This is a genomic window from Luteolibacter sp. Populi (assembly GCF_040801775.1).
GTDB lineage: Bacteria > Verrucomicrobiota > Verrucomicrobiia > Verrucomicrobiales > Akkermansiaceae > Haloferula.
Window position 1 is genome coordinate 3,526,851 of record NZ_CP161812.1, and the last position, 25,018, is coordinate 3,551,868.

22 protein-coding genes are annotated in these 25,018 nt (G+C 63.1%); 6 read left to right on the forward strand and 16 right to left on the reverse strand.

Annotated features, from left to right (window positions below; all coding sequences use genetic code 11):
- Window positions 1-14: 14 nt before the first annotated feature.
- Entirely contained in the window at window positions 15-2,429 is a 2,415-nt protein-coding gene (locus tag ABWK72_RS14395) for an NHL repeat-containing protein (protein WP_367870268.1), read from the reverse strand.
- A 622-nt stretch (window positions 2,430-3,051) separates the two neighbouring features.
- Here ABWK72_RS14395 and ABWK72_RS14400 point away from each other — a divergent pair.
- Window positions 3,052-4,422, forward strand: a complete 1,371-nt coding sequence (locus ABWK72_RS14400; RefSeq protein ID WP_367870269.1) for an L-serine ammonia-lyase — start codon at window positions 3,052-3,054, stop codon at window positions 4,420-4,422.
- Window positions 4,423-4,478: 56 nt separating this feature from the next.
- Here the strand turns inward: ABWK72_RS14400 and ABWK72_RS14405 are convergent, their stop codons facing one another.
- Window positions 4,479-4,991, reverse strand: a complete 513-nt coding sequence (locus ABWK72_RS14405) for a hypothetical protein (RefSeq protein ID WP_367870270.1) — start codon at window positions 4,989-4,991, stop codon at window positions 4,479-4,481.
- Window positions 4,992-5,432: 441 nt separating this feature from the next.
- On the opposite strand from ABWK72_RS14405, the gene ABWK72_RS14410 reads away from it, so the two are divergent.
- The gene (locus ABWK72_RS14410; RefSeq protein WP_367870271.1) at window positions 5,433-7,274 is read left to right on the forward strand and encodes a M48 family metalloprotease; all 1,842 of its coding nucleotides are present in this window, start codon (window positions 5,433-5,435) and stop codon (window positions 7,272-7,274) included.
- A gap of 215 nt (window positions 7,275-7,489) precedes the next feature.
- Here ABWK72_RS14410 and ABWK72_RS14415 read toward each other — a convergent pair whose 3' ends face one another.
- Window positions 7,490-7,933: a YkgJ family cysteine cluster protein gene (locus tag ABWK72_RS14415; protein ID WP_367870272.1), complete on the reverse strand. Its 444-nt coding sequence runs from the start codon at window positions 7,931-7,933 to the stop codon at window positions 7,490-7,492.
- Between the two features lie 148 nt (window positions 7,934-8,081).
- Between ABWK72_RS14415 and ABWK72_RS14420 the strand changes: the two genes are divergently transcribed.
- The 3 genes from ABWK72_RS14420 (at window position 8,082) to ABWK72_RS14430 (ending at window position 14,311) form a co-directional block, all read left to right on the forward strand.
- Complete coding sequence (locus ABWK72_RS14420; RefSeq protein ID WP_367870273.1) at window positions 8,082-11,294, forward strand: PVC-type heme-binding CxxCH protein; 3,213 nt, start codon at window positions 8,082-8,084, stop codon at window positions 11,292-11,294.
- A gap of 174 nt (window positions 11,295-11,468) precedes the next feature.
- Window positions 11,469-12,266, forward strand: coding sequence for an HAD-IIA family hydrolase (locus tag ABWK72_RS14425; RefSeq protein WP_367870274.1), 798 nt, complete (start codon window positions 11,469-11,471; stop codon window positions 12,264-12,266).
- 221 nt (window positions 12,267-12,487) lie between these two features.
- Window positions 12,488-14,311: a nucleotidyltransferase domain-containing protein gene (locus ABWK72_RS14430; RefSeq protein ID WP_367870275.1), complete on the forward strand. Its 1,824-nt coding sequence runs from the start codon at window positions 12,488-12,490 to the stop codon at window positions 14,309-14,311.
- On the opposite strand, the gene ABWK72_RS14435 is transcribed toward ABWK72_RS14430, so the two are convergent.
- From ABWK72_RS14435 to ABWK72_RS14490, 12 genes are all read right to left on the reverse strand, one after another.
- Entirely contained in the window at window positions 14,301-14,726 is a 426-nt protein-coding gene (locus ABWK72_RS14435) for a TA system VapC family ribonuclease toxin (protein WP_367870276.1), read from the reverse strand. The genes ABWK72_RS14430 and ABWK72_RS14435 overlap by 11 nt on opposite strands.
- On the reverse strand, window positions 14,726-14,992 hold the full coding sequence (locus tag ABWK72_RS14440) for a hypothetical protein (RefSeq protein ID WP_367870277.1): 267 nt from the start codon (window positions 14,990-14,992) through the stop codon (window positions 14,726-14,728). The genes ABWK72_RS14435 and ABWK72_RS14440 overlap by 1 nt, the downstream gene beginning before the upstream one ends.
- A gap of 32 nt (window positions 14,993-15,024) precedes the next feature.
- Window positions 15,025-15,369 (reverse strand): hypothetical protein, encoded by a 345-nt coding sequence (locus tag ABWK72_RS14445; protein WP_367870278.1) that lies wholly within the window; start codon window positions 15,367-15,369, stop codon window positions 15,025-15,027.
- A gap of 4 nt (window positions 15,370-15,373) precedes the next feature.
- Window positions 15,374-16,456, reverse strand: coding sequence for a 23S rRNA (adenine(2503)-C(2))-methyltransferase RlmN (gene rlmN, locus ABWK72_RS14450; protein WP_367875344.1), 1,083 nt, complete (start codon window positions 16,454-16,456; stop codon window positions 15,374-15,376).
- A 46-nt stretch (window positions 16,457-16,502) separates the two neighbouring features.
- Window positions 16,503-17,318: a hypothetical protein gene (locus ABWK72_RS14455; RefSeq protein WP_367870279.1), complete on the reverse strand. Its 816-nt coding sequence runs from the start codon at window positions 17,316-17,318 to the stop codon at window positions 16,503-16,505.
- Window positions 17,308-18,090, reverse strand: a complete 783-nt coding sequence (locus tag ABWK72_RS14460; protein WP_367870280.1) for a hypothetical protein — start codon at window positions 18,088-18,090, stop codon at window positions 17,308-17,310. The genes ABWK72_RS14455 and ABWK72_RS14460 overlap by 11 nt, the downstream gene beginning before the upstream one ends.
- Entirely contained in the window at window positions 18,087-18,767 is a 681-nt protein-coding gene (locus tag ABWK72_RS14465) for a hypothetical protein (protein WP_367870281.1), read from the reverse strand. Before ABWK72_RS14465 ends, ABWK72_RS14460 begins: the two co-directional genes overlap by 4 nt.
- A gap of 90 nt (window positions 18,768-18,857) precedes the next feature.
- Window positions 18,858-19,241, reverse strand: coding sequence for a (deoxy)nucleoside triphosphate pyrophosphohydrolase (locus tag ABWK72_RS14470; RefSeq protein WP_367870282.1), 384 nt, complete (start codon window positions 19,239-19,241; stop codon window positions 18,858-18,860).
- An 8-nt stretch (window positions 19,242-19,249) separates the two neighbouring features.
- Window positions 19,250-19,972 (reverse strand): metallophosphoesterase, encoded by a 723-nt coding sequence (locus tag ABWK72_RS14475; RefSeq protein ID WP_367870283.1) that lies wholly within the window; start codon window positions 19,970-19,972, stop codon window positions 19,250-19,252.
- 67 nt (window positions 19,973-20,039) lie between these two features.
- Window positions 20,040-21,011, reverse strand: a complete 972-nt coding sequence (locus ABWK72_RS14480) for a hypothetical protein (RefSeq protein WP_367870284.1) — start codon at window positions 21,009-21,011, stop codon at window positions 20,040-20,042.
- A gap of 4 nt (window positions 21,012-21,015) precedes the next feature.
- Complete coding sequence (locus ABWK72_RS14485; RefSeq protein WP_367870285.1) at window positions 21,016-21,930, reverse strand: ABC transporter permease; 915 nt, start codon at window positions 21,928-21,930, stop codon at window positions 21,016-21,018.
- 17 nt (window positions 21,931-21,947) lie between these two features.
- Window positions 21,948-22,802 carry an ABC transporter ATP-binding protein gene (locus tag ABWK72_RS14490; protein WP_367870286.1) on the reverse strand — a complete coding sequence of 285 codons (855 nt, stop codon included), beginning with the start codon at window positions 22,800-22,802 and terminating at the stop codon, window positions 21,948-21,950.
- A gap of 187 nt (window positions 22,803-22,989) precedes the next feature.
- Here ABWK72_RS14490 and ABWK72_RS14495 point away from each other — a divergent pair, with 187 nt between their 5' ends.
- The gene (locus ABWK72_RS14495; RefSeq protein ID WP_367870287.1) at window positions 22,990-23,787 is read left to right on the forward strand and encodes a hypothetical protein; all 798 of its coding nucleotides are present in this window, start codon (window positions 22,990-22,992) and stop codon (window positions 23,785-23,787) included.
- Window positions 23,788-24,314: 527 nt separating this feature from the next.
- Here ABWK72_RS14495 and tnpA read toward each other — a convergent pair.
- The gene (tnpA, locus tag ABWK72_RS14500; protein WP_367870288.1) at window positions 24,315-24,761 is read right to left on the reverse strand and encodes an IS200/IS605 family transposase; all 447 of its coding nucleotides are present in this window, start codon (window positions 24,759-24,761) and stop codon (window positions 24,315-24,317) included.
- Window positions 24,762-25,018 lie beyond the last annotated feature (257 nt).

The following is a 25,018-nucleotide window of genomic DNA, read 5'->3' on the forward strand; positions in this document are numbered from 1 at the left end:
TACCTCTTCGAGCGCTACGGTTCCTCGACGCAATAGAAGCGCTTGGTGCCTGCCTTGGCCTTCGAGAAGATCTGCGTGCCGGAGGAGGCGAAGGGATAGGTGGCCTCGGGCTGCCAGGTCTTGAGGTCGGTGGATGATTTCACCGTGTAGGTGATCCCTGCCTCGCCGTGGAAGGTCAGCTGGAAGTTTCCGCCCACCGGTCCGCTCTGGGTGATGTAGGCAGTGGCTTCCGCGGAGTAGCGTAGCACGCGCTCATTCGATTCATCTCCCACCCACAGGTTCTTGGCGGCATCCATGAACAGCCCATAGGGGCGCCACCAAGCATTCCTCGTGCGGTGGCTGCTAAGCGAGTGGGTGAAACTCATCGCACCGAGCAATCCATCGGCATCGGCGCCGTTCGGCTTGGTCTTGGCATTGTCGAAGCGCAGGATGCGATTGAAGGCGGTATCGAGCACAAAGAGCCGTCCTGCACCATCCACCACTGCTGCGACGGGCTCCTGCATGGCTGAAGCGGTCGCCCCGGCATGAATGCCGAGGGTTCCGGACGGCACAGCCAGGGGAATGGCACTCAGCGGGGTATCGTAGCGTGCCACCCGGTGATTCGCGGTATCCGCCACCCACAGCCGGCCGTCGGCATCGATGGAGACTCCGCTGGGATTTTCCAACAGGTAGACCTCGTCCGCTTGGCTGGAAGCGATGAAATTTTGCTGGCCGAGCACGGCATCCGCATTGGCGCCGCTGGTCTTGGCCGCGACATTGTTGAAGCGCAGCACGCGGTGGTTACCGCAGTCCGCCACATACAGGTTGCCGGCCGCATCGAGCGTAAGGCCGCGCGGATGATGCATTCGATTCTGCGCCAGGGCGCTTGAGCTATCGTCGAAGCCGGATTGGCCCAAGACCACCGCTGCAGGGCTGCCGCTTGGAGATGTAAGGGCATTCGCGAAACCCAGCACGCGGTTCGCTTCGGTATCACTCACCCACAGCTTGCCAGTGGCATCCAAGGCCACTCCCCAAGTGCTGCTCAGCTCGGTTTGGCTCGGATCGCCGAAGCCGTAGCCCCAAGCGCTGGATTTGCCGAATACTGCTTCAGCCGGGTTGCCGCTCTCCGCTGACGCGCGACTGGTGTAGCGCAGGACCCGTCCATCGTCCCCCATGAAAAACTTGCCGCTCACAGGGTCTTCCACGCCGCCGCGCACCACGCGGGGCATCCTGGTGGGATCGAAGTAATGAGTGGGCGTGATGTTCGGGTCGTTGTGACCGATCACGGTCTCGGCATTTGCGCCATTCGGCTTGGTCGCCGCGTTCGCCCAGCAGATCGTGCGTTCAAGATAGCGGTCCGTCAGCCAGAGATGCCCGGCCGCATCGGTCGCCAAGCCACCGGCCTGCGAGCCTACGTAGCCGGGGGTATCGGAGTAGGTCGCGTTGGATGCTAGAGACATCCGGCCCAGCACGCCGTCGGCATTGGCACCGTTGGCCTTCGCCGCGGCATTATCCCATCGCAGCACGCGGGCATTCTGCGTATCCAGTGCATACAGGGTCCCTGTGGGAGACACGTCCAGGGAGGGAATATAATTCGCATTTCCCGGACCGGAGCCTCCTCCGGAACTCTCGAAGTCGGTCTGGCAGAGGACGCCGTTTGCCGTTCCATCGGCCGAGGGATTGTCGAAACGCAGGACCCGGCTGTTGAAGATGTCCGCGACCCACAGCCGGTCTTGGGCGTCGATATCCAGGTCATAGGGCTGTTTGAAGTTCGACGCCGTGCATCCGTAGACTGCCGTGGTGAAACCCAATTGGCCGATCACTCCATCGGCATTGGCATTGATGCCCTTGGCCGCTGCGTTGTCGAAACGCAGCACGCGACTGTTGTTGTAATCCGCGACCCAGAGGCGGCCTTGGGAATCGATATCCACGCTATTGGGCCGACTCAAACGGTTCTGGGTCGTGCCGCCGCCGCGGGTGTTGAAATCCGGCGCGCCTAGTACCTGGCTCGCCAGCGCACCGCTTGGCGCGGTAAGAGCATTGTCCCACCGCATGATCCGGCTATTTTCCGTATCCGCGACCCACAGCCGTCCGGCTCCATCGACCGCAGCACCGATGGGATAGGTCAGCTTGCTCTGGCTGGTGCCGGCCGTGCCGCTGTAAAGATCCGGCTGACCGAAGGCCGCTTCCGCAGCCTGGCCACTGCCGAGCGCGGCGGCGGAGCTGAAGCGGAGCACGCGGTTGTTTCCCGAATCGCAGATGAAGACTTTCCCGCTGCCCGTATCGCAGGTGACATTCATGGACGAGAACAGCCGGGTCGGGGACGGCAGCGCTTGGTTGCCGAGGATCGCCTCGGCATCGTCGAAGTCGCGCCAGATGCCGTGCACCGGTGCAGCGGAAACCACCAAGGCAAGCAGGAGGGAGGGAGGAGACAGGAGGAGACGTTTCATCGGAGCGGGATGCCAAGTGCGGCGACCGGCCCCTGCTCTCTCACAGGCTGTCTGATCCGTATATCGGACTTTGGTAGGATGTACCCGGCCGAGGAAGGCGCTCTTCAAGCATTGGCGCAACCGGCATGGGGGCCCGAATTGTTCAATCCCGCGGCAAATTACTACTATTAATATAGTACACACTACTTTGCCCGCTCAGGGCTCCTCCAGGCGGGAGAGTTGCTTGTCTTCTTCCTGATGCTTGGTGAGGGCAGGGAGCCCCGAAAAGGCGGGAGTTCCGGCGGATTCAGGCGGCCTCGCTTGCGTCCGCGGCGAGGACTTCCCCGGATTCCCCCGGATCCCGTAAAGAGGGGCGGTAGAAGCAAGCAGCGCGCAGAGGAAAGCGCTGCGCAGGGGCGGACAATTCGATCTCATGGAGTGTGGAGGTATGGTGCAAACCCCGGGCGTAGTCCCCCGGCGCGGTCCTCTTCTCGCAGGGCCTGCGTATTTTGCCTATACGACCTTGGTCGGATGGGCGGCCTTCAGCTTTGACACGAAGCCGCAGGCGGCGCTGCGGAAACGGTCAATTTTTCCCCGCGATCTTGCACCCTTGCGCGGGCTGATGATGATCGACGGCGGCTCTATGACCTTGTCCGCACTCGAACTCTTCACCATCGGCGTCGGCCCCTCGTCGTCTCACACGGTGGGACCGATGCGGGCGGCCAGCCGCTTCGTGCGAGGACTGCAGGAGCGGGGCCTCGCGGCGCGAGTCACACGCCTGCGCTGCGATCTCTACGGATCCTTGGCCGCCACCGGAAAGGGCCACGGCACGGATGCCGCGATCCTCCTGGGGTTTCAGGGCGAGGAACCGGAGACGGTCGAGATCGATAGCATCCCGGAAAAGCTGGCGGCGATCCGCCGCGGGAAGCTCCGGACGCCGTGGGGCACGGACATCGTTTTCGACGAAAAAGCGGATCTGGATTTCAAGCGCCTGAAGCCGCTGCCGCTGCACCCGAACGGCATGCACTTCACCGCACTCGATGCCGCCGGCGCACCCTTCGCGGACGAGGTAATCTATTCGCTCGGCGGCGGCTTCATCGCCAGCGAGGCGGAGATGCAGCACCCCGTCAGGGCGGAAGTAGCCATCCCCCACCCCTTCATCAGCGCGGCGGAACTCATGGCCAACTGCACGCGAACCGGCCTTTCCATCGCCAGCCTGCTGCTGGAAAATGAAGCAGCCTTCCGCCCCGAAGCCGAGACCCGCAACCGCCTCGACGCCATCTGGAATGCCATGCAGGCCTGCGTGAAGCGCGGCTGCTCGCACGAAGGCGTCCTGCCCGGCGGCCTGAAGGTGAAGCGCCGCGCCAAGGCGATCTTCGAAAACCTCTGCGGCAGCCCGGAGCTCGCTCTCACCGATCCGCTGACGATCCTCGATTGGGTAAATCTCTACGCCCTGGCGGTGAATGAAGAGAATGCCGCCGGCGGTCGCGTGGTCACCGCCCCCACCAACGGTGCGGCTGGAATCATCCCGGCGGTGCTGCACTATGCCGTGCGCTTCCGCCGTTCGCCCTATCCCGATGGTGTACACCGCTTTCTTCTAACAGCCGCGGCGATCGGCATGCTCTACAAGCGCAACGCCTCGATCTCCGGCGCGGAGGCCGGCTGCCAGGGCGAGGTCGGCGTGGCCTGCTCGATGGCAGCCGCCGGTCTGGTCGAATATCTCGGCGGCACCCCGACCCAGGTCGAGAACGCCGCGGAGATCGGCATGGAACACAACCTCGGCCTGACCTGCGATCCGGTCGGCGGGCTGGTCCAAATTCCCTGCATCGAGCGCAATGCGATGGCCTCCGTGAAGGCGATCAATGCCTCACGCCTCGCGATGGCGGGTGACGGCTCGCACTTCGTCTCGCTCGACAAGGTGATCAAGACCATGCGCGACACCGGACGCGACATGAAGTCGAAGTACAAGGAAACCTCCCGCGGTGGCCTCGCCGTGAATGTGGTGGAGTGCTGACGGAAAAGAGGCGGCGCGTCTGTCGAACGCTCCACCCCTTCCCTTTGTTGATCTGCCTAGAACGGACTGGAGACCACGACGTAGCCTCCATCGCGGGACTGGTAGTAAGCATTCCCCGACCGGTAGTAACGCTGTCCACGGTGATTCACCACGGCATAGCCATTGGGAAGGCTCCGTATCACCCTCGCATCGCGGTGCCCATGGTCACGGTCGTCCCGGTCACGATCGCCGCGACCTCCATCCCGGCGACCTCCGTCCCGATCCCCGTCGTGGCGACCGCCATCGCGATCGCGGTCACGTCCGCCCCCATCCCAATTCCCACCACGGCGCGGCGATTCGACGACCACGTAGCCGCCGCCTTGGGACCGGTAGTAGACATTGTTGTGAGAGTAGTAGCGCGTGCCCGAGATGACCTCCGCGCGATAGCCCGGCGGCAATGTCCGCACGGCATAACCAGGCCTGTAGGTTGGAGCCATGGCGGATGGCCCGCCCGGGCTGTAAGTTTCGACACAACCGCTCAGCAGCGCGGCGGCGGATGTTAGAAGGAGTAGAGTCAGCTTCGGTTTCATGATGGTGTCAGTTGCGGGGGAAGCCTTGCAGACCTCGTGCCCAGGCGGCATGGGAGCCCGCAATCGCCGCTGGGTGCGGGATTCCACCGTTCCCGCGGGAGGACGGGAAGTCCGCCCTTCCATGCACCCTGCATTTGCTTGGCCGTGCATCGTGCAAGAACCGTGCGATAGGGGATAATGTCCGATTTTGCCACCATGGACTGCTATGGTGAAGCTTAAGGGGCAGGTGGAGAGTCATGGAGGAATTGACATTTTATGTCGCACTTTCATCTCATTTTGTCCGCAGGCGGAATTCAGCATGCGTCTGATTATCATTGGAATGCGCGAATTTTGAATCGCAGGCATGATGCATCATTCCCTAAGTGGAGTTGCCACTTTTAGGTTGTATTAGAATTGCGGTTAGAATAACCAATCGCCCCACGTCTCTCCCCCCTCCTCCGGATGACTCGCGACGGTTTCAATTCTCTCGTGGCGGAGCTGGCGCTCGCTCGGAGCGGCCAGCCGCGGGAACTATTGCGCGAAACCCTCGCCTGGATCGTCTTGGGGTATGCCGTGCTACTTGCCGCCCTGTCCGCCTGCGCTTTGCTTGCGTTGGCCGGCCTATTGATCGCCCTGCAGCAGCAGGGGTGGACCGGCACCCTGGTCGGGGGCGCGCTCGCCTTCGCCGGGCTATTGACCGCCGTCCTGCTGGTCTGCTGCCTGTGGGTGAAGTTCGATCCCCCGGAAGGTGCCCCCTTGGACGAGGAGGAACATCCGGAACTGCACCGCCTGATCCGCGAGACCGGGAACCTGGTCGGCGGCGTGCGCTTTCACCAGGTCTTGCTGGATGCGGAAGTGAATGCCGCCACTGTCCAGAATCCCCGGCTCGGCGTCCTGGGATGGTATCGAAGCTATCTGGTGATCGGGCTGCCGCTCATGGAGATGCTAAGCCGGGAGGAATTCCGCGCGGTGCTGGCCCACGAGTTCGCTCACGCGGTGGGGCCCGACGGCAGGACCCGTGCCTGGCTGCATCGTAAGCGCGCCACATGGGAAAAGGTGGCCGGACGGCTGCCGGCGAGTCCGCTCTTCCCGCTGCTGTCGAAATTCTTCCGCTGGTTCTGGCCGCGCTTCAATTCCCGCGCCTTCCTGCTTTCCCGCTTCCATGAACTCGAGGCCGATCGGGTCGCGGCGGAGGCGGTATCCGCAGAGGCACTTGCCTCCGGCCTGCAACGCCTGGCGATCCAGGGCCTACGTCTGGAAGAAGAATTCTGGCAGCCTCTGGAAAGCGCCATAGCGGGTTCAGCAGCGGTCCCCAGGGACGTGATCGAAAGGCTTTCTGCCTTGGTCCGCAGCGAACCGCCGGCGAACTCCCGCGACCGCTGGACGAGCCAGGCCATGGGCAAATCCGCGGATTTCACGGACACGCACCCGGCGCTCGCGGAAAGACTCGCGCACCTGGGCATCCCGGTCTCCGCCAGCCCCTTGCTAATCCCCGCGACGAATGCTGCCGATGAATTGCTGGATGCCGCATTCCTCGGTCGCGCGCGACAGCACTTCAGCACCGATTGGTCGAAGGACGCCCTCGCCGCCCGCCGCGACCGGCCCGCCGGAACCTGCGACGCCCCCGGCGTGCGCGATGCATGGAAGAGGATCGCCGCGCTGTCGCGCCTGGATGGCTTGGAAAAGGTCCAGGGCGAGGTGCTGGCCCTGCTGGAACGGCGGCCCGACCACTCCGGGGCACTCTACCTGCGCGGCTGCCATTTGGCGGAAAAAGGCGATCTCGAATCCGCCGCCTACCTCGAGCGCGCCGCCGCCGATCCCACCATCGCCTCGCGCGCCTTCGAGACCCTGGCGCGATTTCACTCACGCCTCGGCAATGTCGCCGAGATCGACACGCTCAAGGAACGCGCCGAACAACACCAGCGGGAATTGCGGGCCGCGCTGGTCGAACGCAGCAAGGTCTGCCCGCAGGATTCCTTCCTCCCCCACGATCTGGGCGAGTCGGAACTCGAGCGTCTGCGCGAGGCCCTGGCGACGGAACCCGCCGTCCGCCGCGCCTGGCTGGGTGCGAAGCACGTGACCCACTTTCCCGGTTGGAAGCTCCTGGTGCTGGTCGTGGACGCCCGCTGGCCCGCTTTCAAACCGGTCTCCGAACGGATGCAGCAGCAACTCCTCGAAAGGCTGCTGGAACGCTGGGAAATCGACGCCTACGTCCAGCCGGTCCGTCTCGACGAGGACACCAAGCCGGTTCTCAAAGCGATCCGGCGGCGGGTGGCGGACAGCGAGGTCTACCGGCCCTCCTGAGACCGCGCAAAATTCCGGAAAAAATTTCGGAATCTTTGAACATTCATCCTGCCCACGGGTCTGAATCCACGAAGACCGCGCGCTGCGCGTGTTTTCATGTAAGGGTGAACAGCATATATTGTCAGCTCCCGGCGTTCCGCAAAGAACGTAGGGGTTGATGGTTTCTAGCCGCCGGGGGTGGGACCCCGGCGGCACTTTTTTGGGCCGGGCAGGTTTTATCCCGGGCGTCGCGGATTCATCGCCGCAGCCACCGCCCCGGGCAGATTCACCCCACCCCTGCCGCCCAAGCGCGTGTCGATCTCTTCGAGGCGCTGGATCAGATCCCGCACCTCCTTCCGGGACGCCGGACCGCCGGCGGCATCGCAGAAGTGCGTGCGGCAGCCGAAGGGCCGCCCCTCGTAGATCTGGCAGCGGCCCGCTTTGAGAAACGGGCAGGCCCCGTCCGCCGTCTCCGGCACGCTGGTGCGGCCCGCCGCGCGCCATGCCAGCGCGGCCACCAGCGCCTCACCGCGGGTCAGGAAAGGCGTGCGCCCGGTCAGGCGGAAGCGGCAGCAATCGCCGCGTCCGGTGCAGGAGCGCTCCAAGGGCCGCTGTTCCCATTCGCGATAGATGGCCCGGACCTCGGCCGCCGCCGCGCGGGCTTCGGCGTCCGGCTTCATGGTTGCAGTTTGGGCAGGGCGGGGAATTCTTGCAAGCGAACCCCGGAATTGCCGTCGCATGAAAAAGCAGTCGCCGAATCCGGGGCCGACGACAAAAATCCAGCTTCCGCGCCGTTACCCGCCAGCCTGCACTGCACCCACTGCTGCCATGAACTTCCGATCGATCTTCCTCGCCCTCGCCGCCATGCCGCTGCTCCACGCGCAGGCGGTCTTCCAAGACCCCGCCAAGGACGAGCACATCGTGATGATCGGCAGTGGCCTGGGCGAGCGGATGCAGTACTTCGGCAACTTCGAGACCCAATTGCACCTGCGCTACCCGGAGAACCACCTGGTCTTCCGCAACATGTGCTTCCCGGGCGACACGCCGTCCTACCGCCCGCGCGCGGGTCGGAAGACGCCCTGGGCCTTCCCCGGCGCGGAAAAGCTCCGCCCGGAGCTGGCGCAGCACAAGGGCGAGGGCCACTACCCTTCGGAAGACGAATGGCTGACCGTCTGCAAGGCGGACACCATCCTCGCCTTCTTCGGCTTCAACGAATCCTTCGAAGGCTCCGAGGGCCTGGCGAAATTCCGCGCGGAACTCGATGCCTTCGTCACCCACACTCTGGCCCAGAAGTACAACGGGACCGCCGCGCCGAAGCTGGTGCTGGTCTCCCCGATCGCTTTCGAGGACCTGACCCAGTATTACGACCTGCCGGACGGCAAGCAGGAGAACGCGAATCTGGAGATGTACACCGGGGTGATCCAGCAGGTCGCCACCGAGCGCGGGCTTGGCTTCATAGACCTCTTCCGTCCCACTCAAAAGCTCTACGCTGAGATCAAGGAGCCGCTGACCCTGAACGGATTCGCCCTCAATGACGCCGGCGACCGCCGCCTCGCCTACCTGCTGGCGGACGCCCTTTACAAGCCGAAGGACATGATTCTCCAAACCGATCCCGACAAGGTCCGGAAGATCGTGAACGAGAAGTCCTGGTTCTGGCACAACGACCACCGCATGCTCAATGGCGTCCACGCCTACGGCCGGCGCTGGCAGCCCTTCGGCGATTTCAACTACCCGCAGGAGATCGAAAAGATCCGCCAGTTGACCGCCAACCGCGACGCCGCGATCTGGAGCACGGTCGAAGGCAAGACGCCCAATCTGGCGGAAGAAGACGCCAAGACTCGCAAGCTCGATCCCGTCACCAGCAACTTCACGGGCCAGATCAAGTACCTCCGCGAGAAGGAAGCCCTGAAGACCTTCAAGCTGATGGATGGCTTCGAGATTGGCCTCTTCGCCTCGGAGGAGGACTTCCCGGATCTGGCGAACCCGATGCAGATGACCTTCGACAACAAGGGCCGGCTTTGGCTCTGCACCATGCCCTCCTATCCGCACTATCGCCCCGGCGATCCGCTGCCCAATGACAAGATCCTGATCCTCGAAGACACCGACGGCGACAACCGCGCCGACAAGCAGACCGTCTTCGCCGATGGCCTCCACCTCCCGATCGGCATCGAGCTGGCACCGGAAGGCGTCTACGTTTCCCAAGAGCCGAACCTGATGCTGCTGCGCGATGTCGATGGCGACGACAAGGTGGACCGCCGCGAGTACATGATGAGCGGCTTCGATCCGCACGACACCCACCACGCGATCCACGCCTTCTCCACCGACGCTGCGGGCGCGATCTACATGGGCGAGGGCGTTTTCCTGCACTCGCAGGTGGAGACGCCTTACGGCCCGCGGCGCTGCACCGGCGGCGGCATCTGGCGCTTCGATCCGAAGTCCTTCCGCCTGGAGCGCTACGTCCAGACCTACTTCAATAACCCCTGGGGCATCGCCTTCGACGATTGGCAGCAGTGCTTCATCGCGGATGCCTCGGGCGGCAACAACTGGTGGGCGCTGCCGATTTCGATCAAGGCTCCCTTCGCCTACGAGACCGGCAAGATCGCCGAGTTCGCGCCGAAGTATTCCCGGCCGACCGCGGGTGCGGAGTTCATCTCCTCCCGCCATTTCCCGGATGAGCTCCAAGGGGGCTTCATGACCAACAACTCGATCGGCTTTCTCGGAACCAGCATCCACAAGATCTGGGAAGACGGTGGCGGCTTCTCCGGCAAGCACATCGGCGACCTGGTGACTTCCAGCGATCCGAACTACCGCCCGGCGGACCTCGAGTTCGCGCCGGATGGCTCGCTCTACATCGTCGATTGGCACAATGCGCTGATCGGCCACATGCAGCACTCCGCACGCGATCCGAACCGCGGCCGCACCCATGGCCGCATCTACCGCGTGAGCTACAAGGGCCGCCCGACGGTGAAGCCCGCGAGCATCGCCGGCGCGGAAATCCCGAAGCTCTTCGAACTGCTCAAGGAGCCCGAATACCGCACCCGCTACCGCGTCCGCCGCGAGCTGCGCGGCCACAAGCCCGATGTCATCGTCCCCGCGGCCAAGGCCTGGGTGGAGACGCTCGACAAGGCGGATCCCCGCTACGAACACCACGTGGCCGAAGCGCTGTGGGTCACCTGGGGACAGAACCAGATCGACCAGGACTTGCTTGAACAATGCCTCAACGCCAAGGCGCATCAGGCCCGCTCCTCGGCCGTCGAAGTGATCCGGAATTCGTGGCGGAAAATTCCCGACCACGCCGCATTGCTGATGAAGGCCGCCAGCGATCCGCATCCCCAGGTGCGCCTGGAAGCGCTCGCCGCCGCCTCGTGGCTCGACAACACCGACGGCGCGAAGATCGCGCTCGAAGTGCTGAAGCAGCCGATCGACAAGTGGATGCCGGAGGCGATCAAGACCGCCTTTCTAACACTAAGCGACGATATCGAAATCCTCAAGAAAGAGGGCAAGCTCGACCTCTCCAACAATCCCCGTGCCGCCGACTACTTGTCCGGCAAGCTCAAGATCGAGCCGGAGGAAACCACCGCGGTGCAGCCGGAACCGAAGCTTCCCGCCGCCGAACTCGAGCTGTGGCGCCTCGGCAAGGAAGTCTACGCCCGCGATGCCCATTGCCTCACCTGCCACCAGGCGGATGGCCAGGGCCAGGCCGCCATCTACCCCCCCCTCGCCGGCAGCGAGTGGGTCAGCGGCAGCGAGGAGCGTCTGATCAAGCTCACCCAGCTCGGCCTAACAGGACCGATCACGGTCAAGGGCGAGAAGTACGGCATCAATCCCAGCGTGCCGCCGATGACACCCCTCGGCCTAACAATGAACGACCGCGAGCTTGCGGGTGTACTCACCTATATTCGGAACAGCTTCGGCAACCACGCACCGGCGGTGAAACCGGAGACTGTCGCGAGAGTTCGCGAAACGATTAAGGGCAAGGTGCCTTTCTATCAGGCGGAGGAATTGCTGAAGGAGCATCCCTTCGAAAAGCAAGGCGAGTAACCGCGGATTTGGCCGCCGCGTTTAGTCCTTGGGTGCAAAATCGCAGGATCGATTCGCTAATTTATCGTAACATTCAATCGAATCACAAGAACCGGACCGCCACATGAGGCCGTCTCAGCACCATCACGCCCATGATGGCAGCGGTGGCACGCCAGCCGCTGATTGCACCGGCATATGGCACGCATTGGTTTTCTCCTCGATATGGACGGGGTCATCTACCGGGGATCCCGGTTGATCCCCGGAGCCTCGGATTTCATTTCCCGGTTACGGGAGCATGGAATTCCGTTCCGCTTCCTCACGAACAATTCGCAGCGGGCACGCCGCGATGTCGCACTGAAACTGCGCCGCCTCGGCATCGAGGCGAGTGAGAACGAAGTCTTCACCTGCGCCATGGCCACGGCCCGCTTCCTCGCTTCGCAAAAGCCGGATGGCACCGCCTACGTGGTCGGCGAGCACGGCTTGGCGGCCGCCCTGCACCGCAATGGCTTGACCGTCGTCGATGACGACGCGGATTTCGTGGTGATCGGTGAAGGCCGCACCATGACCTTCGAGATGATCGAGCGCGGGGTGCGCCTGGTCGAGAAAGGCGCGCGCCTGATCGCCACCAACATGGACCCGAACTGCCCGACCGATAAGGGCATTCGTCCCGGCTGCGGAGCGATCGTCGCGATGATCGAACGCGCCACCGGCGTCCAGGCCTTCTCGGTCGGCAAGCCGAGCCCGATCATGATGCGCGCCGCCCGCAAGGAGATGGGACTGCGCACCGACGAGATCGTCATGGTCGGCGATACGATGGAGACCGACATCCTCGGCGCGGTGCAGATGGGCTACCGCAGCGTGCTCGTCCTCAGCGGTGGCACGCGCCGCCAGGACCTGAAGAACTTCGCCTACCAACCCGACCTCATCGTCGACAACGTCGGTGCGATTCCCGATGAGTTTATTTTCGGAAATCTGCCTGCATTGGCACAATGAAAGCTTTCCTTGGTTAGCGGATGGTCCGCGGTGGATAGGCGGTTTTCTTGGGTTTGACTGCCTGTCCATCGCGGCTAACGCCACGGCCGGTGAAGAGTTTCTTGGGTTTAACTCTGAACCGGCCGTGGCATTTTCCGTGAGAGTCTCTTGATGGGTCCTGTCCGACGTATGGGACCTATTTGCTTTCCCGAGGTACCAGGGTCGCGGCATTCTGCCCGCCCATGATCGAGAAGATCGAAAGCCTGCTCAACCGCATCGAGGCCCATCACCGCATCCGCATCCCGTATGCCTGCGAATCGGGCAGCCGCGCCTGGGGCTTTGCCTCGCCGGATAGCGACTACGACATCCGCTTCCTCTTCGTGAGACCGGAATCGACCTACTTCTCGATCTGGGAAGGGACCGACGCCATCGACCTCCCCCTGGAGAACGAACTGGATGCCGGCGGCTGGGACATCCGCAAGGCCGCACGCCTGCTCGGCAAGTCGAACGGCGCGCTGGTCGAGTGGCTCCACTCGCCGGTCGTCTATCGCAACGAAGGCGGCTTCCGCGAGCGCTGGCAAAGTACGGCACGCGCCGTATTTTCCCCCAAGGCATCGCGCGAGCATTACCTCGGCCTCGCCCGCCAGATGGTAAAGGGCAAGCTGCAGGATGAGCAGGTCCGCGCGAAGGACTACCTCTACGCACTCCGTTCCGTGCTCTGCGCCCGCTGGATCGCCGCGGGCCATGGCATCCCGCCGGTGGCCTTCGCGGAACTCGTTCCCACCGCCCCGCCGGAAGTTCAGGCACTGATCCCCGCGCTCCTGGAACACAAGGCCCGCACCATGGAAGGCGAACGCATGCCCCGAATCGGCAGCTTGGATGAATTCCTCGACGCAACCTTGGAAGAACGCTTGGACCTGCCCACGGGCGACGCCAACGGCGCACTGCTCGACCAGCTCTTCCGCAGCGAGATCCGGTCTCGCAATGCCGTTCCGGCACCGGCGGACCTCACCCTGGAGCGCGTGCGCCAACCGGATCTCCTGCTGCTGGATAGCGTGGCGGGCAGCCGCGCCTATGGCACGAATCTGGAAGGCTCCGACGAGGACCGCCGCGGCGTCTTCGCCGCACCGCGCTCCTTCCTCTTAGGCCTCGATGAAATCGAACAGGTCTCCGACGAACGGGGCGACGAAGTCTACTACGAGCTCGGCCACTTCGTCTCCCTGCTGCTGCGCAACAACCCGAACGCCCTCGAATTGCTGGCGATGCCGGAGGACTGCATCCGCTACCGCCATCCTGTCTTCGAGCGCTTGGACCCCTCCATCTTCCTCTCGAAGCTCTGCTCGAAAACCTTCGGCGAATATGCGATGGGCCAGATCCGCAAGGCCCGCGGCCTGAACAAGAAGATCGTCAACCCGCAGCCCGAACAGCGCCGCGCGATGCTCGAATTCTGCCACGTTCCGGAGGGCCAAGGCAGCGGCCCCGTACTCGACTGGCTCGCCACCCGCGGGATTGACCCCAAGCGCTGCAGCCTGACCGCCGTCCAGCACGCGGCGGGCATGTACGCGATCTACGATGATCCCCGTAGCGAGGCCCGCGGCATCGTCTCGCCCAAGGATCCCGATACCCTGATCTTCAGCAGCGTCACCCGTGAGGCCGTGCCGGTGACCTGGATGCACTTCAACCAGGACGCCTTCCAAGCCCACTGCAAGGCCCACCGCGAATACTGGGAATGGGTCGGCCAGCGCAATCCGGAGCGCTACGCCACCAACGCCCAGCACGGCCGTGGCTACGATTCGAAGAACCTCATGCACACCCTCCGCCTGCTCGATATGGCCGGCGAGATCGCCCGCGAAGGCGAACTCCGCATCCGCCGCCCGAACCGCGAATACCTCCTCCTCGTCCGCTCCGGGGAGTTCGAATACGAAGCCCTCGTCAAGCGGGCCGAGAACCAGTTGATCGAGGTCCAAGCCGCCTTCGAACAATCCTCGCTGCCCGACCAGCCCGACCGCGAACGCGTGAATTTCCTCCTCGTGCAGATCCGCGAGGAGTTCGCCCTCAAGGACTGAGCTGAACGTAACTGGAAGAACCGCCGGGCACCAAGCTCGGGTCAATCCGGCGATCCAACGAGAGGAAACGCGCGCGGTGACGCACTGCGAGGGCAAGAAGGTAGATGTCGGTCAATTGGCCTGATGTCACACCGTTCAGAGTCGGTACTCCTGATGTTAGCGAGAAGTCGTCAGGCAGGAACTTGTGACCTGGCAGAGCCAGAATTTGCCGAAAACTCACCAAGGCCCCCGCCGGGCTACCGGGCCCTCCTTGATAGGTCGGTTGGCCGAGAATACGTAGAAAGCCGTTTTCGGTAAGCGGACATGTTGCCCAGCCGGCAGAAGCATTCGTAGCCATCCATTCCACCGCGATACGATGATGCGGATGAGCTGAATCCGCTCGTGCAATCAAAACGTTCAGGTCGAGCAGGTGCATCAGATTCCCATCTCCTCACGCATCTCGTTGATCATTTCATTGGTCATCACACGATCACGCTTCCTAAGCACGGGAACGCCATAAGCATCAATCTCGAAGATCTCCGCCTGCTCAGGCGTTAGTTCAACCGCCGCTGGCGTCGAAGGCTTGGACAACCATTGCTCCAAGCTCTCGATCATTACTTGCTTGAAAGTGGTTCGCCGCTGGGCCGCGGCAACCTTCGCCCGATGCATCAAAGCGTCCGGAAGCTCGATCGTCGTTTTCATATGGCCATAAATATGGGCGCTTGACCCATCCGTCAAGATGCCTTCTGCCAGCACGAGACACAGAGGGTGATCCCTTCCTTCCCCAGCTTGAGAAGCGTCTGCGGAGCAAACTCCATGTTGCACTGCTCGGCGTACTCATAGAGCAGCCAGATCGAGATATCGGAACGCTCGACGCCGACCTCTGCCAAGGAATCGTATTTCCCTTCCAAGACCCCCAGGAACTCCCCGATGGCATCGACCCATGGACCCTCATCGGGGATCTCTCGCTCCAAAAGCAACCCTCTCTCCCCATCCCCGTCATCGGGAGAAAGTCCCAAAATCGCCCGGACCTTGTCGGTCTTACGGCTGTCGATCTTGAACTGGTAGATGCTGCTCATCCGGTTACCGCACCTTCATCGGAGCCTCAATGATTCCCTCTTCCGTCTCCTGCTTCAGCCGGAGCTGCCCGCAAGCCGCATCGATATCGTGCCCTTTCTCCAGCCGCAAGGTCGCCGACACCCCCGCATTCTTGAGGATGTCCCGGAAGGCCCGGCACTGGTTCTCCGAGGGCCGCTTCCAATCCAGACCCTCCACCGTGTTATACGGAATCAGGTTCACCTTCGCCTTCAGCCGCCGGGCATGGTTCGCCAGGATGCGCGCCTGCTCAAGGTGATCGTTCACCCCCTCGATCAGGATATACTCCAGCGTCAGGTGCTGCTTCTTACGAGAGTTCCAGTAGTCGAGCGCGTCGAACAACTCCGCGGTGCCCCACTTCTTGTTCACCGGCATGATCTGGCCGCGGACCTCATCGGTTGCACCGTGCAGCGAGATCGCCAGGCGGATCTGCTGCGGATGCTCGGCGAGCTGCCGGATCTGCGGGACGAGGCCCGAGGTGGAAATCGTAAGATGCCGCGCCCCGAGATGCAGCCCCCAAGGCGAGGTGATGATCGATACCGCGGCCAGCAAGTTCTCCAGATTCGCCAGCGGCTCGCCCATGCCCATGAAGACCAGATTGTCCACCCGCTCGCCGGAAAGCCGCTCCGCCATCAGCACCTGTCCCGCGATCTCCGCGGCGTCGAGATTCCGGCTGAAGCCCGCCAGCCCGGAGGCGCAGAACTTGCAGCCATACGCACAACCCACCTGCGAGGAAACGCAAAGCGTGCGGCGGTCCGAGCGCTCCCCGTAAAGCGCGGGATTCGCCGGGATCAGCACGCTCTCCACATAGCGTCCATCGTGCAGTTTGAAGAGAAACTTGCGCGTCGTATCGCCGCTGCCCTGGGTCGTCGTATGCTCCAAAGCGTGCAAGCGGAACGCCGCCGCCAGCTTCTCGCGCAGCGCCGCCGGCAGATTGCTCATCGCTTCCACCGACGCCGCCTTTTTCTTCCAGATCCAGTCGAGGACCTGCCCGGCGCGGAACGCAGGCTGGCCTTCGGAAGCCAAATAGGCCTCCAAGGCGGCGGGATCATAACCTGTCAACGCGGGCAGCACGCCGGCAGCATGAACCCGATCCGCCCCGTGGCCAATGCGGAAACTACGGAGACTCCGCACGGCGGGCATCAAGGGAGCGCTCGATCCACGCATCCAAGTCCTCCGTCGGGATCTTCTTTTTCTCCCCACCGATCGTCAGCAAATAGCGGCAGGGCCCTTTCTTCTCTTGAAAAGCAGGCGTGATCACCAGCGCCAGCGAGGGATCGGACTGATCCGTCAATCCGGGCCCTAGATAGATCGGCTCCTCAGGCGGCAAATCGCGGTTCCACGGATGGCGCTTGCCGCCCCACGGCCCGCGAATCCGCTCCTGCTCCACCTCCGCAATCGACGCAGGGAATCTCCCTTCGTGCGTCTCGGAGTATTCGAAAAGCGCCATCCTGTAATCCGAAACAATGCTCTGCGCCGTGCTTCCCCCTTTCCCAGCCTCCCGGTGAAACCAGCGCACATCACTCAATTCCCGGACCTGCAAGAAGACACCGGGAACCAGAAAGGCGATCACGAACAGCACCGGCACCACGGACGCCAAGGCCACCGAAGTCCCCCATCTCCACTGCCTCCCGGTTTTTCCCGCCCATTCGCGCAGAAGGAAATGCATCACCACGATCGCGCCAAAGAAAGCCACCAGCCCCGGAACCCACGTCGCCGCATTCGACACCACCTGGGAGAGGTTCTCCTTCAGGAAGAACCAAAACCCGACGACGAGTTGATATAACACCTGTGTGATCCCGAACTGCGTTCCGATGGCGAGCCCGAACAGAAGAATGAGAATCACCAGAAGAATGGCACCCGCGTTGGCGAACGCCCGGACCAACACCGTGGCGGCATTGAATGCGCCTTCGCTTTTCCGCTCAGTGCTCATTGCCAAGCTGGTTGAGGATCTCGTCGACTTTCGCCGGCACCATCGGAGTCACGGAAAGATCGGAAAACCCGATGACCACGTGGCCCGGATTCCCTAGCACCGCCGAGACAAATACCGGGGCAGGCGCTTCTTGCGAAATGGAAGCAGGCTTCAGATAGATCACACGCTCGGCGACCTTCCCGCCTCCGGTCACAATCCATGTCAACTTCTTCGCTTCCGGATCGAAACTGCCAAGCTCTGCCAGGGATTCCGGGTAACGGTCGTGCTGTTCCCGGAACTTCTCCACGACACGAAGGAGATCGCGAATTTGGATCATTGCCGCCATTCGCAGCGAAGGACGGCTGCTTTCCATCAGTGGCCTTCTCGAGAGCCAAGCGAGCTGATGGACGATCCCGCTCATGGCAATCGCGGCAGCGCTCCCAAGCAACAATAGCCCGACGAGGCTTGCGCTGTGTGAGAGCTTCCACCGCTCGTTCTCGCGCCCTCCAATCGCTAGCCAGGAAAGGAACCGGTGCGCGAGTGGCAACGCCATCGCGAGACACAGCAGCGGCGGAAGCAAAGCGGGCCATTTCGCGGCAAGGTCCGGCAATGTGTTCCTGAGGTGTTCCACCCAACCGGTCAGCAGGTGCCTTGGAATATCGAAAGCAGCAAGGATCCCGACCGCGGCTACAGCGATGACACTCCATTGAATCACCTTCGCGAGCGTCCGCGTAAAGCCGAAGAAGCCGCGGCTGACGCTGCTTTCACCGGAATCTTTCGCTTCGTCGTTCACTGCTTGGTTTGAACCTCCAGATCGTCCTTCAAAGTCCCCTCGTCGCGGTCCTCGATATTGCCATCCGCCAGCAGTACGAAGCGACGGCCGCCAGCCGTGGAAGGCTCGTAAACCAGCACCTCCCTACCCCCGCCCGGGCGGACATCCGGCATCAGGCAATACAAGCCGCCACCGCGGAAACGCCACAGCTCCGGTGCAATGCCCTCGACCAATGGTCCCGGCGGAGACTTCCCATCGTGCTGCTTGGCGTAGCCCCAGATCGCGTCCTGCAGTTCCCGCAACGCGCTGCGCCGCTCCTCCTTCGTGAGACCCGCCACCCCACCCTCCCGGTTCCGATAACCCACGCCCTGCTTCTCCCAAGCACCGGGAGTGAGAAGTTCCCGCGCTCCGGAAATCATCGTGAGGACCACGTAGAACATCAGCCCGGACAGGAACACCAAGCCAAGCGCCCTGCGGTAGTCGAGCTTCGGCAGGATCGTGAAGGTCTTGCCGAGGTAGTTCCACAGCAGCTTCACCAGCCACGAGATGACGAGGTAGGCAAAAAGGAAAAAGGAAAGCGCGTCGAGCCGGGCGCGGGCGATATCGGTGAGCGTGATCACCGTCATTCCCGCGGAGGCCTGGGCGAGCGTGGCCAGCCAGAGCAGCGGGATCAGAAAAGCGGATCGGGAGAATGCCACGATTCCAAGCTGAACCCGTTAGAGCGGATTTTGCAAGGAGGGGAAGGTGAAGAGCGCGTGAAATCGCCGCGGTCGGTAGAGCATACCGCCCTACCTCCCCAGCCACTCCGCCAGAATCGGCACATCCGCCGCTGCCCAATCCAGCCCGCCAAGCTCCTCCCGCCCGCACCACCGGATCTCCGAGTGCTCGTGAGGATGCGGCTCGCCCGCCTCAATTCGGCACAAATAAGGTAAAAGCCGGATCGGCCCCTTCCCATAGTCCCACACCACCGCCGTCAGCGCGGCACCGGGCAGCACGGTGATCCCGAGCTCCTCCTCCAATTCCCGCACCAAGGCCGCCGCAGCATCCTCTCCCGGCTCGACCTTCCCGCCCGGGAACTCCCACTTCCCGCCAAGGTGCTTCCCCTCCGGACGCCGGCAGGCGAGCAAGCGGCCCGCGGCGTCCAGAATAAGCCCCGCGACGACGTCCATCATGGCGGGCTTCAGCGGCCGTCGGCGAGGCGCTCGGCCAGCATCGGCGGCAGCCCGGCATCCAGAATCTTCTTCTGGGTCGCCTCGATATCGTAATCCACCCGCCGGAAAACGACGAGATGGTGGTCGAGGTCGTAAATCGCATAGCAGGCGCGCCAATCGCCATCACGCGGCTGGCCGACCGACCCGGCGTTGATGAAATACTTCGAGCCTTCCTCGATCACCACCGACTCCGCAGGCACCTCCTGGACCTTGTCGGTCTTCACATAGACCCGCGGCACGTGCGTGTGGCCGTGGAAGCAGACCTGCGTGAACTGGTAGGAAAAGTTCGACATCGCGTCGAAGCGGTTCGTCACGTAGTTCCAGTTCGCTGGCTGGTCGAGGGTGCTGTGGACGATCGTGAAATCCTCCACCTGCCGGACCATCCGCAGACGCCGCAGCCACAGCCGCTGTTCCTCGGAGAGTTGCTGGCGGGTCCACTCGAGGGCGGAAGCAGCCACCGGATTCATCGAATCCAGCGAGTGGGTGCCTGAGGCATCCTCGTCATGATTCCCCTTCACCACCGGGCAATTCATCGCGCGGACCCGTTCCAGGCAGGGACCCGGGTCGGCATTGTAGCCCACCACATCGCCCAGGCAGACGTAGTCGGTGCACCCCTGACGCTCGGCGTCCGCCAGCACAGCCTCAAGGGCTTCAAGGTTGGCGTGGATATCTCCGAAGAGGGCGAGGCGCATGGGGATTCGGTAAAGGCGGGGAGAGGCTTTAGGAGAGGGATCGGGGACCTGTCGAGTCAAACCGGGTTTACCGGCCATAGCGGCGTATTCTGGCAATCGATTCCAATTCCTCGCGCTGGCGGATGTAGCTTTGCGGATCTTCCGGCGCAATTCCTGCCTTGCGCTCCAGCAGGCGCACGGCGGGCTCGACCGCCGTTTGCGGCAGGCGGTCGCCCACATTCGTGAAGTACGTGCCCAAAAGGCGCAATGCTCGCTTTTCCGAGCCGAAGATTTTTACCGCGCTCTCCACGTAGTCCGTCGGCGGCGAAAGCTTGGCTTCCAACACGTATTGAAGACTCAGCAGGGTCGGCACCCGGCTGTTCGGATCCTCCGCGAAAATGCTGCGCAGCTCTTTCAAAAGCGTGCCCGCATCCTCACCGCTGCGGGCCCGGGCCTGCAGCAGCAGCCGCCGCACCTGCGGAATCGCTCGCCCGGTGGCGTAGGCGCGGGAATACGCGGTCACCGCCTTGGCATCGTCCGGGTAGCGGAAAGAATCCGAGTAAAGGTTGCCCAGCCGCACCGAAAGCTGCCAATCGTCGGGATTATTCCGGATCCCCCTCTCGTAGAATTCCCGGCCGCGCTCGATCCAGCGCCGGCCCTCTGCCTCCCCGCGCAATTTGCTCAGACCCTTGTCGTAGCGGTAGGAAGACGCCGCGTTGTAGGCCAGATGCCAGCCGCCGATGTCCCAGTAATACTGGGTATGGGGCGAAAGCTGGACCGTGGTATCCACCGACTCCGCCAGCCCCGGCCAATCGGTGTTGTTGAACTGCTCGGTCGTCTTCAACCCGGCGAAACTGGCCACCAGCGTCCGCAGCCCGGCCAGCGCCACCGACCATTTGTCCTGCCCGATGCGCTCCCGCATATCGAGATCCAGCGGCTTCGCCAGCAGCCCGCGACGCCGGAAATCCGCCGTCAGGTCGTGCTCGAAACGCATCCGGATCGCCCCGCCGGCGGCAATCACCAGCAGGACCAGGGCGGTGGTGGCTCCGCGGGATCTCATTTCGTCAAAACTCCTTTCCCGCAAAAACCAGCCACGACACGAAACTGTGCAGCACCACGTAAAACAGCGCGATCCCCGCCAGCGCGCCGATGTCGCTCGCCAGGAAGGGCTGCCCCTCGATCACCGTGTCGATCACGTTGAACTGCTGGAAATCCGGAAACACCACAGCCACCGCCAGCCCCGCCATCTTGGCCAGCGGGCTGATCCCGCCACTCGCCCCGCCGAGGAAAAACTCCCGGGCGTCGCTTTGGAAATTCCCGATGAAATAGACCACGAACGACGTGATCGTGGTGAACAGCGTGCTCGTGGAAATCGTCGAAAGCAGCAGCGCCGTGGACGCGATCACCGCTGCCCGCAGGAAAACCGCCACCACCGCCCCGTGGATGCTCCAGGTCGCTCCCTGGCTGCGGATCTCGGCGAATAGCGCCTCCTGTTCGGCCTTCGGCCACTCCGCCACCCGCGCCGCCTGCTCGCTCAGCACCATCTGCGTGCGGACCGCCAGCACCCCGGTCATCAGCAGGTCCATCACCAGCAGCGAGACGAAGATCAGTAGCAACACCCCGCCCAGCTTCCCCAGCAGGTAATCGAGCCGCGGCACCGGCTTGGCCAGGATCGTGTAGAGCGTGCGGTCCTCCACATCCTTCGGCAGCAACAGCGCCGTTGCGACCACCCCCATCACCACCGAAAACAGCGTCATCGTCCCCAGCGAGGTGCTGCGGATCATCCGCAGCACGTCCATCCCTTCCAGATCCGGGCGGCCGATGTCCTGGATGTTGAAGACATTGCTGCCCAGGATGATGACCGCGAAGATGGCCAGGAAGTAGAAGACCTTCATCCGCACCAGTTGCGTGAAGGTATGCCCGGCAATCACGCCGATGCGGCGGGGATTCAGGGGACGGTTTTTGGCAGGCCGGCTCATCGGAGAGGGAGAAAAAATCAGGGGTCGCGGCGATCGACGGTTTCCTGGAGGAAGAGACGCTCCAGCGTGGTTTTCGGGCGACCGGCACGCAGCAGCTCGGCCTTCCCGTCCTTGGCGATGAGTTCGCGGACCTGCGCCACCAGCTCCGGGCTGGCATCGCGCAGCACGATCTCGGTCTGGTCGCCCAGCGAAAGCAGTTCCTCGATCGGCCCCTCCTTCACCATCCGCCCGCGGTAAATGATACCCACCCGGTCACAGACTTCCTGGACCTGCTCAAGCAAGTGCGAGCACAGGAAAACGGTGATCCCGCGCTTCTTCAGGTCGAGAATCAGGTCGCGGATCTGGCGGGATCCCACCGGATCGACCCCCGCCGTCGGCTCGTCCAGGATCACCAGCCGCGGCTCTTGGATCAGCGCCTGCGCCAACCCGATCCGCTGCAGCATCCCCTTCGAGTAGCCGCCCAGCCGCCGGTTCCCGGCCTCCGCCAGGTCCACCAGCGCCAGCAATTCCTTCACCCGCACCTCCAGCGAAGCCCCGCGCAGCCCGCACAGCTTGCCATAAAAGCGCAGCGTCTCGGACCCGCTCAAATGCTTGTAGAAATAAGGATTTTCCGGCAGGAAGCCGACATCCTGCCGCGAATCCACCCGCAGCGAGTCATTGCCGAAGATCCGGCAGATCCCCGAATCCGGCTGCACCAGCCCCAGCAGCGCTTTCATCGTGGTCGATTTCCCGGAACCGTTAGGCCCGATCAGCCCGTAGACCTCACCCGGCGCGATGTGGATCGAGACCTTGTCCACCGCCCGCAGCGGTTCCTTGCGACCGGCGGGGCGGAATTCCTTTACGAGATCTTGGATTTCTACGGCCAGGTCCATGGATTGCGGGGCGAGGATATGGGGGAGAGCGATGCAGGCAACGTGTTTCGCCAAGCGAATCGTCCCCGGATCAAGGAGTAGCGGTGAATTTTGCGTGAAGGCATCTTCCCCGGCCCGGGGTCTCTCCGAAATTCGTGTCCATTCGCGGTTCACAAAATCAAAATCCAGTGCAGCTTTGGGTTCCCTTATGAAAAAGGTCCTCGGATTAATCTCGATGGCGCTGCTCGCGCTCCTCACCACCTCTTGTTTCGAGCAGAAGGCGGTGATCCGCCTCAACAAGGACGGCAGCGGCACGATCACCGAAACCACCCTCCTCAGCGCCGAGGCCAGCGCCATGCTCGATAGCATTCCCGCCGGTGCCGGCGGCGAAGACCCGCTCTCCAAGATGGCCGACAAGGAACAGGCCGCCGCCAACGCCAAGAAGATCGGCGAAGGCGTGGAAGTCGTGAAGTCCGCCAAGATCGACAAGGACGGCAAGAAGGGCGTCGAGGTCGTCTACAGCTTCAAGGACATCAACAAGGTCAGCTTCACCATGGGCGGCTCGATGGCCGAATCCGCCAAGGCCATGAACCCCGCTGCCGCCGCCAAGGAAACCGAGCAGAAGCCCGTCACCTTCAAATACGCCGACGGCGTCCTCACCCTCGCCAACCCGCCTAACAAGCCCGTCGAGAAGCCTGCAGATGCCCCCAAGCCCGAGATCGGCCCGCAGGAGTTGGAAATGGCCAAGGGCATGTTCAAGGACATGCGCATGTCCTTCAAGGTCGAGTTCGCCGACGGCCTCGCCGAGACCAATGCCAGCCATGTCGAAGGCAACACCATCACCATCGCCGACATCCAGTTCGCCAAGCTCATGGAAGACCCGGAGAAGCTCAAAAAGCTCATGGAACTCAACGACGAAGGCCCCGCCGCCGCCGCCGCCCTCTTCAAGGACACCCCCGGCATCAAGGTCGAGTCGAAGGAAGAGCTGACCGTGAAGCTGAAGTAAGCACAGCGGCCAGTCACCGCACGCTTTCCGAAAAGGCAGGGCCCGATGCGGGTCCTGCCTTTTTCTATCTCCCGGAGAGCAGCCATCCCGCCCTTGGCTTCTATCTCCCCGAGGGGGCCATCCAGTCCCGGGTTTCTATCTCCCGGAGGGAGAATCGCGAGTAGCCGGGGGTAAGCGAGGAACGAGCGCCACCCCCGGACCGCCGCCGGATAGGATTGAACCCCGGCAGGGGTTCCAGCACGTGCTTTTCCGCTCCACGCCCCGAACGTTCGCCCCGCGGATCGATCCCCCTCAATCGAAACTCCTCTCATCACCCCCCTCGCCTCTCCATCTCCATCTCCATCTCCCGGAGGGAGAACAGCGAGTAGCCGGGGGTCGAGCGTAGCGACCACCCCCGGGCCGGGGGTCGAGCGCCCCCAGCGCGAAAACCCCCGGTCAGCCCGCCACACCAACGAACCCCGGCAGGGGTTCCAGCCCATGCCTTTCTCCAAAACGAACCGCACCTTCGCCCCGCGGATCGATCCCCCTCAATCGAGATACTTCTCATCGAACCCCACGCCGCTTCCCTTCAGGAAATCCACCAACTCCTCCCGAAACGTCTTCTTCCCGTGATGCTTCTCCTGACCCGCGATATACTCCTGCACCCTCTCCCTCGCCGACGCGCTCACCGAAAACGCCGCATACCCCTCCTGCCATTTGAAATCGCGGCTCTTCTTCTGCTCCGCCACCCACACCGAAGAGGCCCGCTTCAACTCCCGCATGAAATCGGCGAGGCAATGTGTCGCCTTCAGCGAAACCAAAACATGCACATGGTCCGCCACCCCGCCGATCCCCTCGGAAACCCCGCCCAAGCCCCGGATCGTCCCGCCGAGATATTCATGAAGGTCCTCCTGCCAAGCCGGATCAATCAACCGCTCGCGATGCTTCGTCGCAAAGATCACGTGATAATGCAGGCTCGTATGGGTAGAGGGCATCGAAAGATCCTCTAACACATCCTTCCCCGGCCCTGAAAGGGGAGATGCGGGGATTCGATAACAAACCCACCCCGCTGGAACCCCATTCGGAGTTCCCTTCCATCCGACCTCCACCCGGGGGTTTTCGCGCTTGGGGCGCTTGACCCCCGGCTACTCGCGATTCTCCCTCCGGGAGATAGACCCCGGACCGGCCATACCTCCCACCTCTCCGCGTCCCTCCGCGTCCCTCCGCGTCCCTCCGCGTCCCTCCGCGTCCC

What these genes read in the sequence shown, in the direction of transcription:
- tnpA (WP_367870288.1), bottom strand. Translation starts at nt 24,761, where the DNA reads ATGCCCTCTACCCATACGAGCCTGCATTATCACGTGATCTTTGCGACG.
- ABWK72_RS14420 (WP_367870273.1), top strand. Translation starts at nt 8,082, where the DNA reads ATGAACTTCCGATCGATCTTCCTCGCCCTCGCCGCCATGCCGCTGCTC.
- ABWK72_RS14400 (WP_367870269.1), top strand. Translation starts at nt 3,052, where the DNA reads ATGACCTTGTCCGCACTCGAACTCTTCACCATCGGCGTCGGCCCCTCG.
- ABWK72_RS14440 (WP_367870277.1), bottom strand. Translation starts at nt 14,992, where the DNA reads ATGAAAACGACGATCGAGCTTCCGGACGCTTTGATGCATCGGGCGAAG.
- ABWK72_RS14405 (WP_367870270.1), bottom strand. Translation starts at nt 4,991, where the DNA reads ATGAAACCGAAGCTGACTCTACTCCTTCTAACATCCGCCGCCGCGCTG.
- ABWK72_RS14490 (WP_367870286.1), bottom strand. Translation starts at nt 22,802, where the DNA reads ATGGACCTGGCCGTAGAAATCCAAGATCTCGTAAAGGAATTCCGCCCC.
- ABWK72_RS14430 (WP_367870275.1), top strand. Translation starts at nt 12,488, where the DNA reads ATGATCGAGAAGATCGAAAGCCTGCTCAACCGCATCGAGGCCCATCAC.
- ABWK72_RS14480 (WP_367870284.1), bottom strand. Translation starts at nt 21,011, where the DNA reads ATGAGATCCCGCGGAGCCACCACCGCCCTGGTCCTGCTGGTGATTGCC.
- ABWK72_RS14455 (WP_367870279.1), bottom strand. Translation starts at nt 17,318, where the DNA reads ATGAGCACTGAGCGGAAAAGCGAAGGCGCATTCAATGCCGCCACGGTG.
- ABWK72_RS14395 (WP_367870268.1), bottom strand. Translation starts at nt 2,429, where the DNA reads ATGAAACGTCTCCTCCTGTCTCCTCCCTCCCTCCTGCTTGCCTTGGTG.
- ABWK72_RS14485 (WP_367870285.1), bottom strand. Translation starts at nt 21,930, where the DNA reads ATGAGCCGGCCTGCCAAAAACCGTCCCCTGAATCCCCGCCGCATCGGC.
- ABWK72_RS14435 (WP_367870276.1), bottom strand. Translation starts at nt 14,726, where the DNA reads ATGCACCTGCTCGACCTGAACGTTTTGATTGCACGAGCGGATTCAGCT.
- ABWK72_RS14425 (WP_367870274.1), top strand. Translation starts at nt 11,469, where the DNA reads ATGGCACGCATTGGTTTTCTCCTCGATATGGACGGGGTCATCTACCGG.
- ABWK72_RS14470 (WP_367870282.1), bottom strand. Translation starts at nt 19,241, where the DNA reads ATGATGGACGTCGTCGCGGGGCTTATTCTGGACGCCGCGGGCCGCTTG.
- ABWK72_RS14495 (WP_367870287.1), top strand. Translation starts at nt 22,990, where the DNA reads ATGAAAAAGGTCCTCGGATTAATCTCGATGGCGCTGCTCGCGCTCCTC.
- ABWK72_RS14475 (WP_367870283.1), bottom strand. Translation starts at nt 19,972, where the DNA reads ATGCGCCTCGCCCTCTTCGGAGATATCCACGCCAACCTTGAAGCCCTT.
- ABWK72_RS14410 (WP_367870271.1), top strand. Translation starts at nt 5,433, where the DNA reads ATGACTCGCGACGGTTTCAATTCTCTCGTGGCGGAGCTGGCGCTCGCT.
- ABWK72_RS14415 (WP_367870272.1), bottom strand. Translation starts at nt 7,933, where the DNA reads ATGAAGCCGGACGCCGAAGCCCGCGCGGCGGCGGCCGAGGTCCGGGCC.
- ABWK72_RS14445 (WP_367870278.1), bottom strand. Translation starts at nt 15,369, where the DNA reads ATGAGCAGCATCTACCAGTTCAAGATCGACAGCCGTAAGACCGACAAG.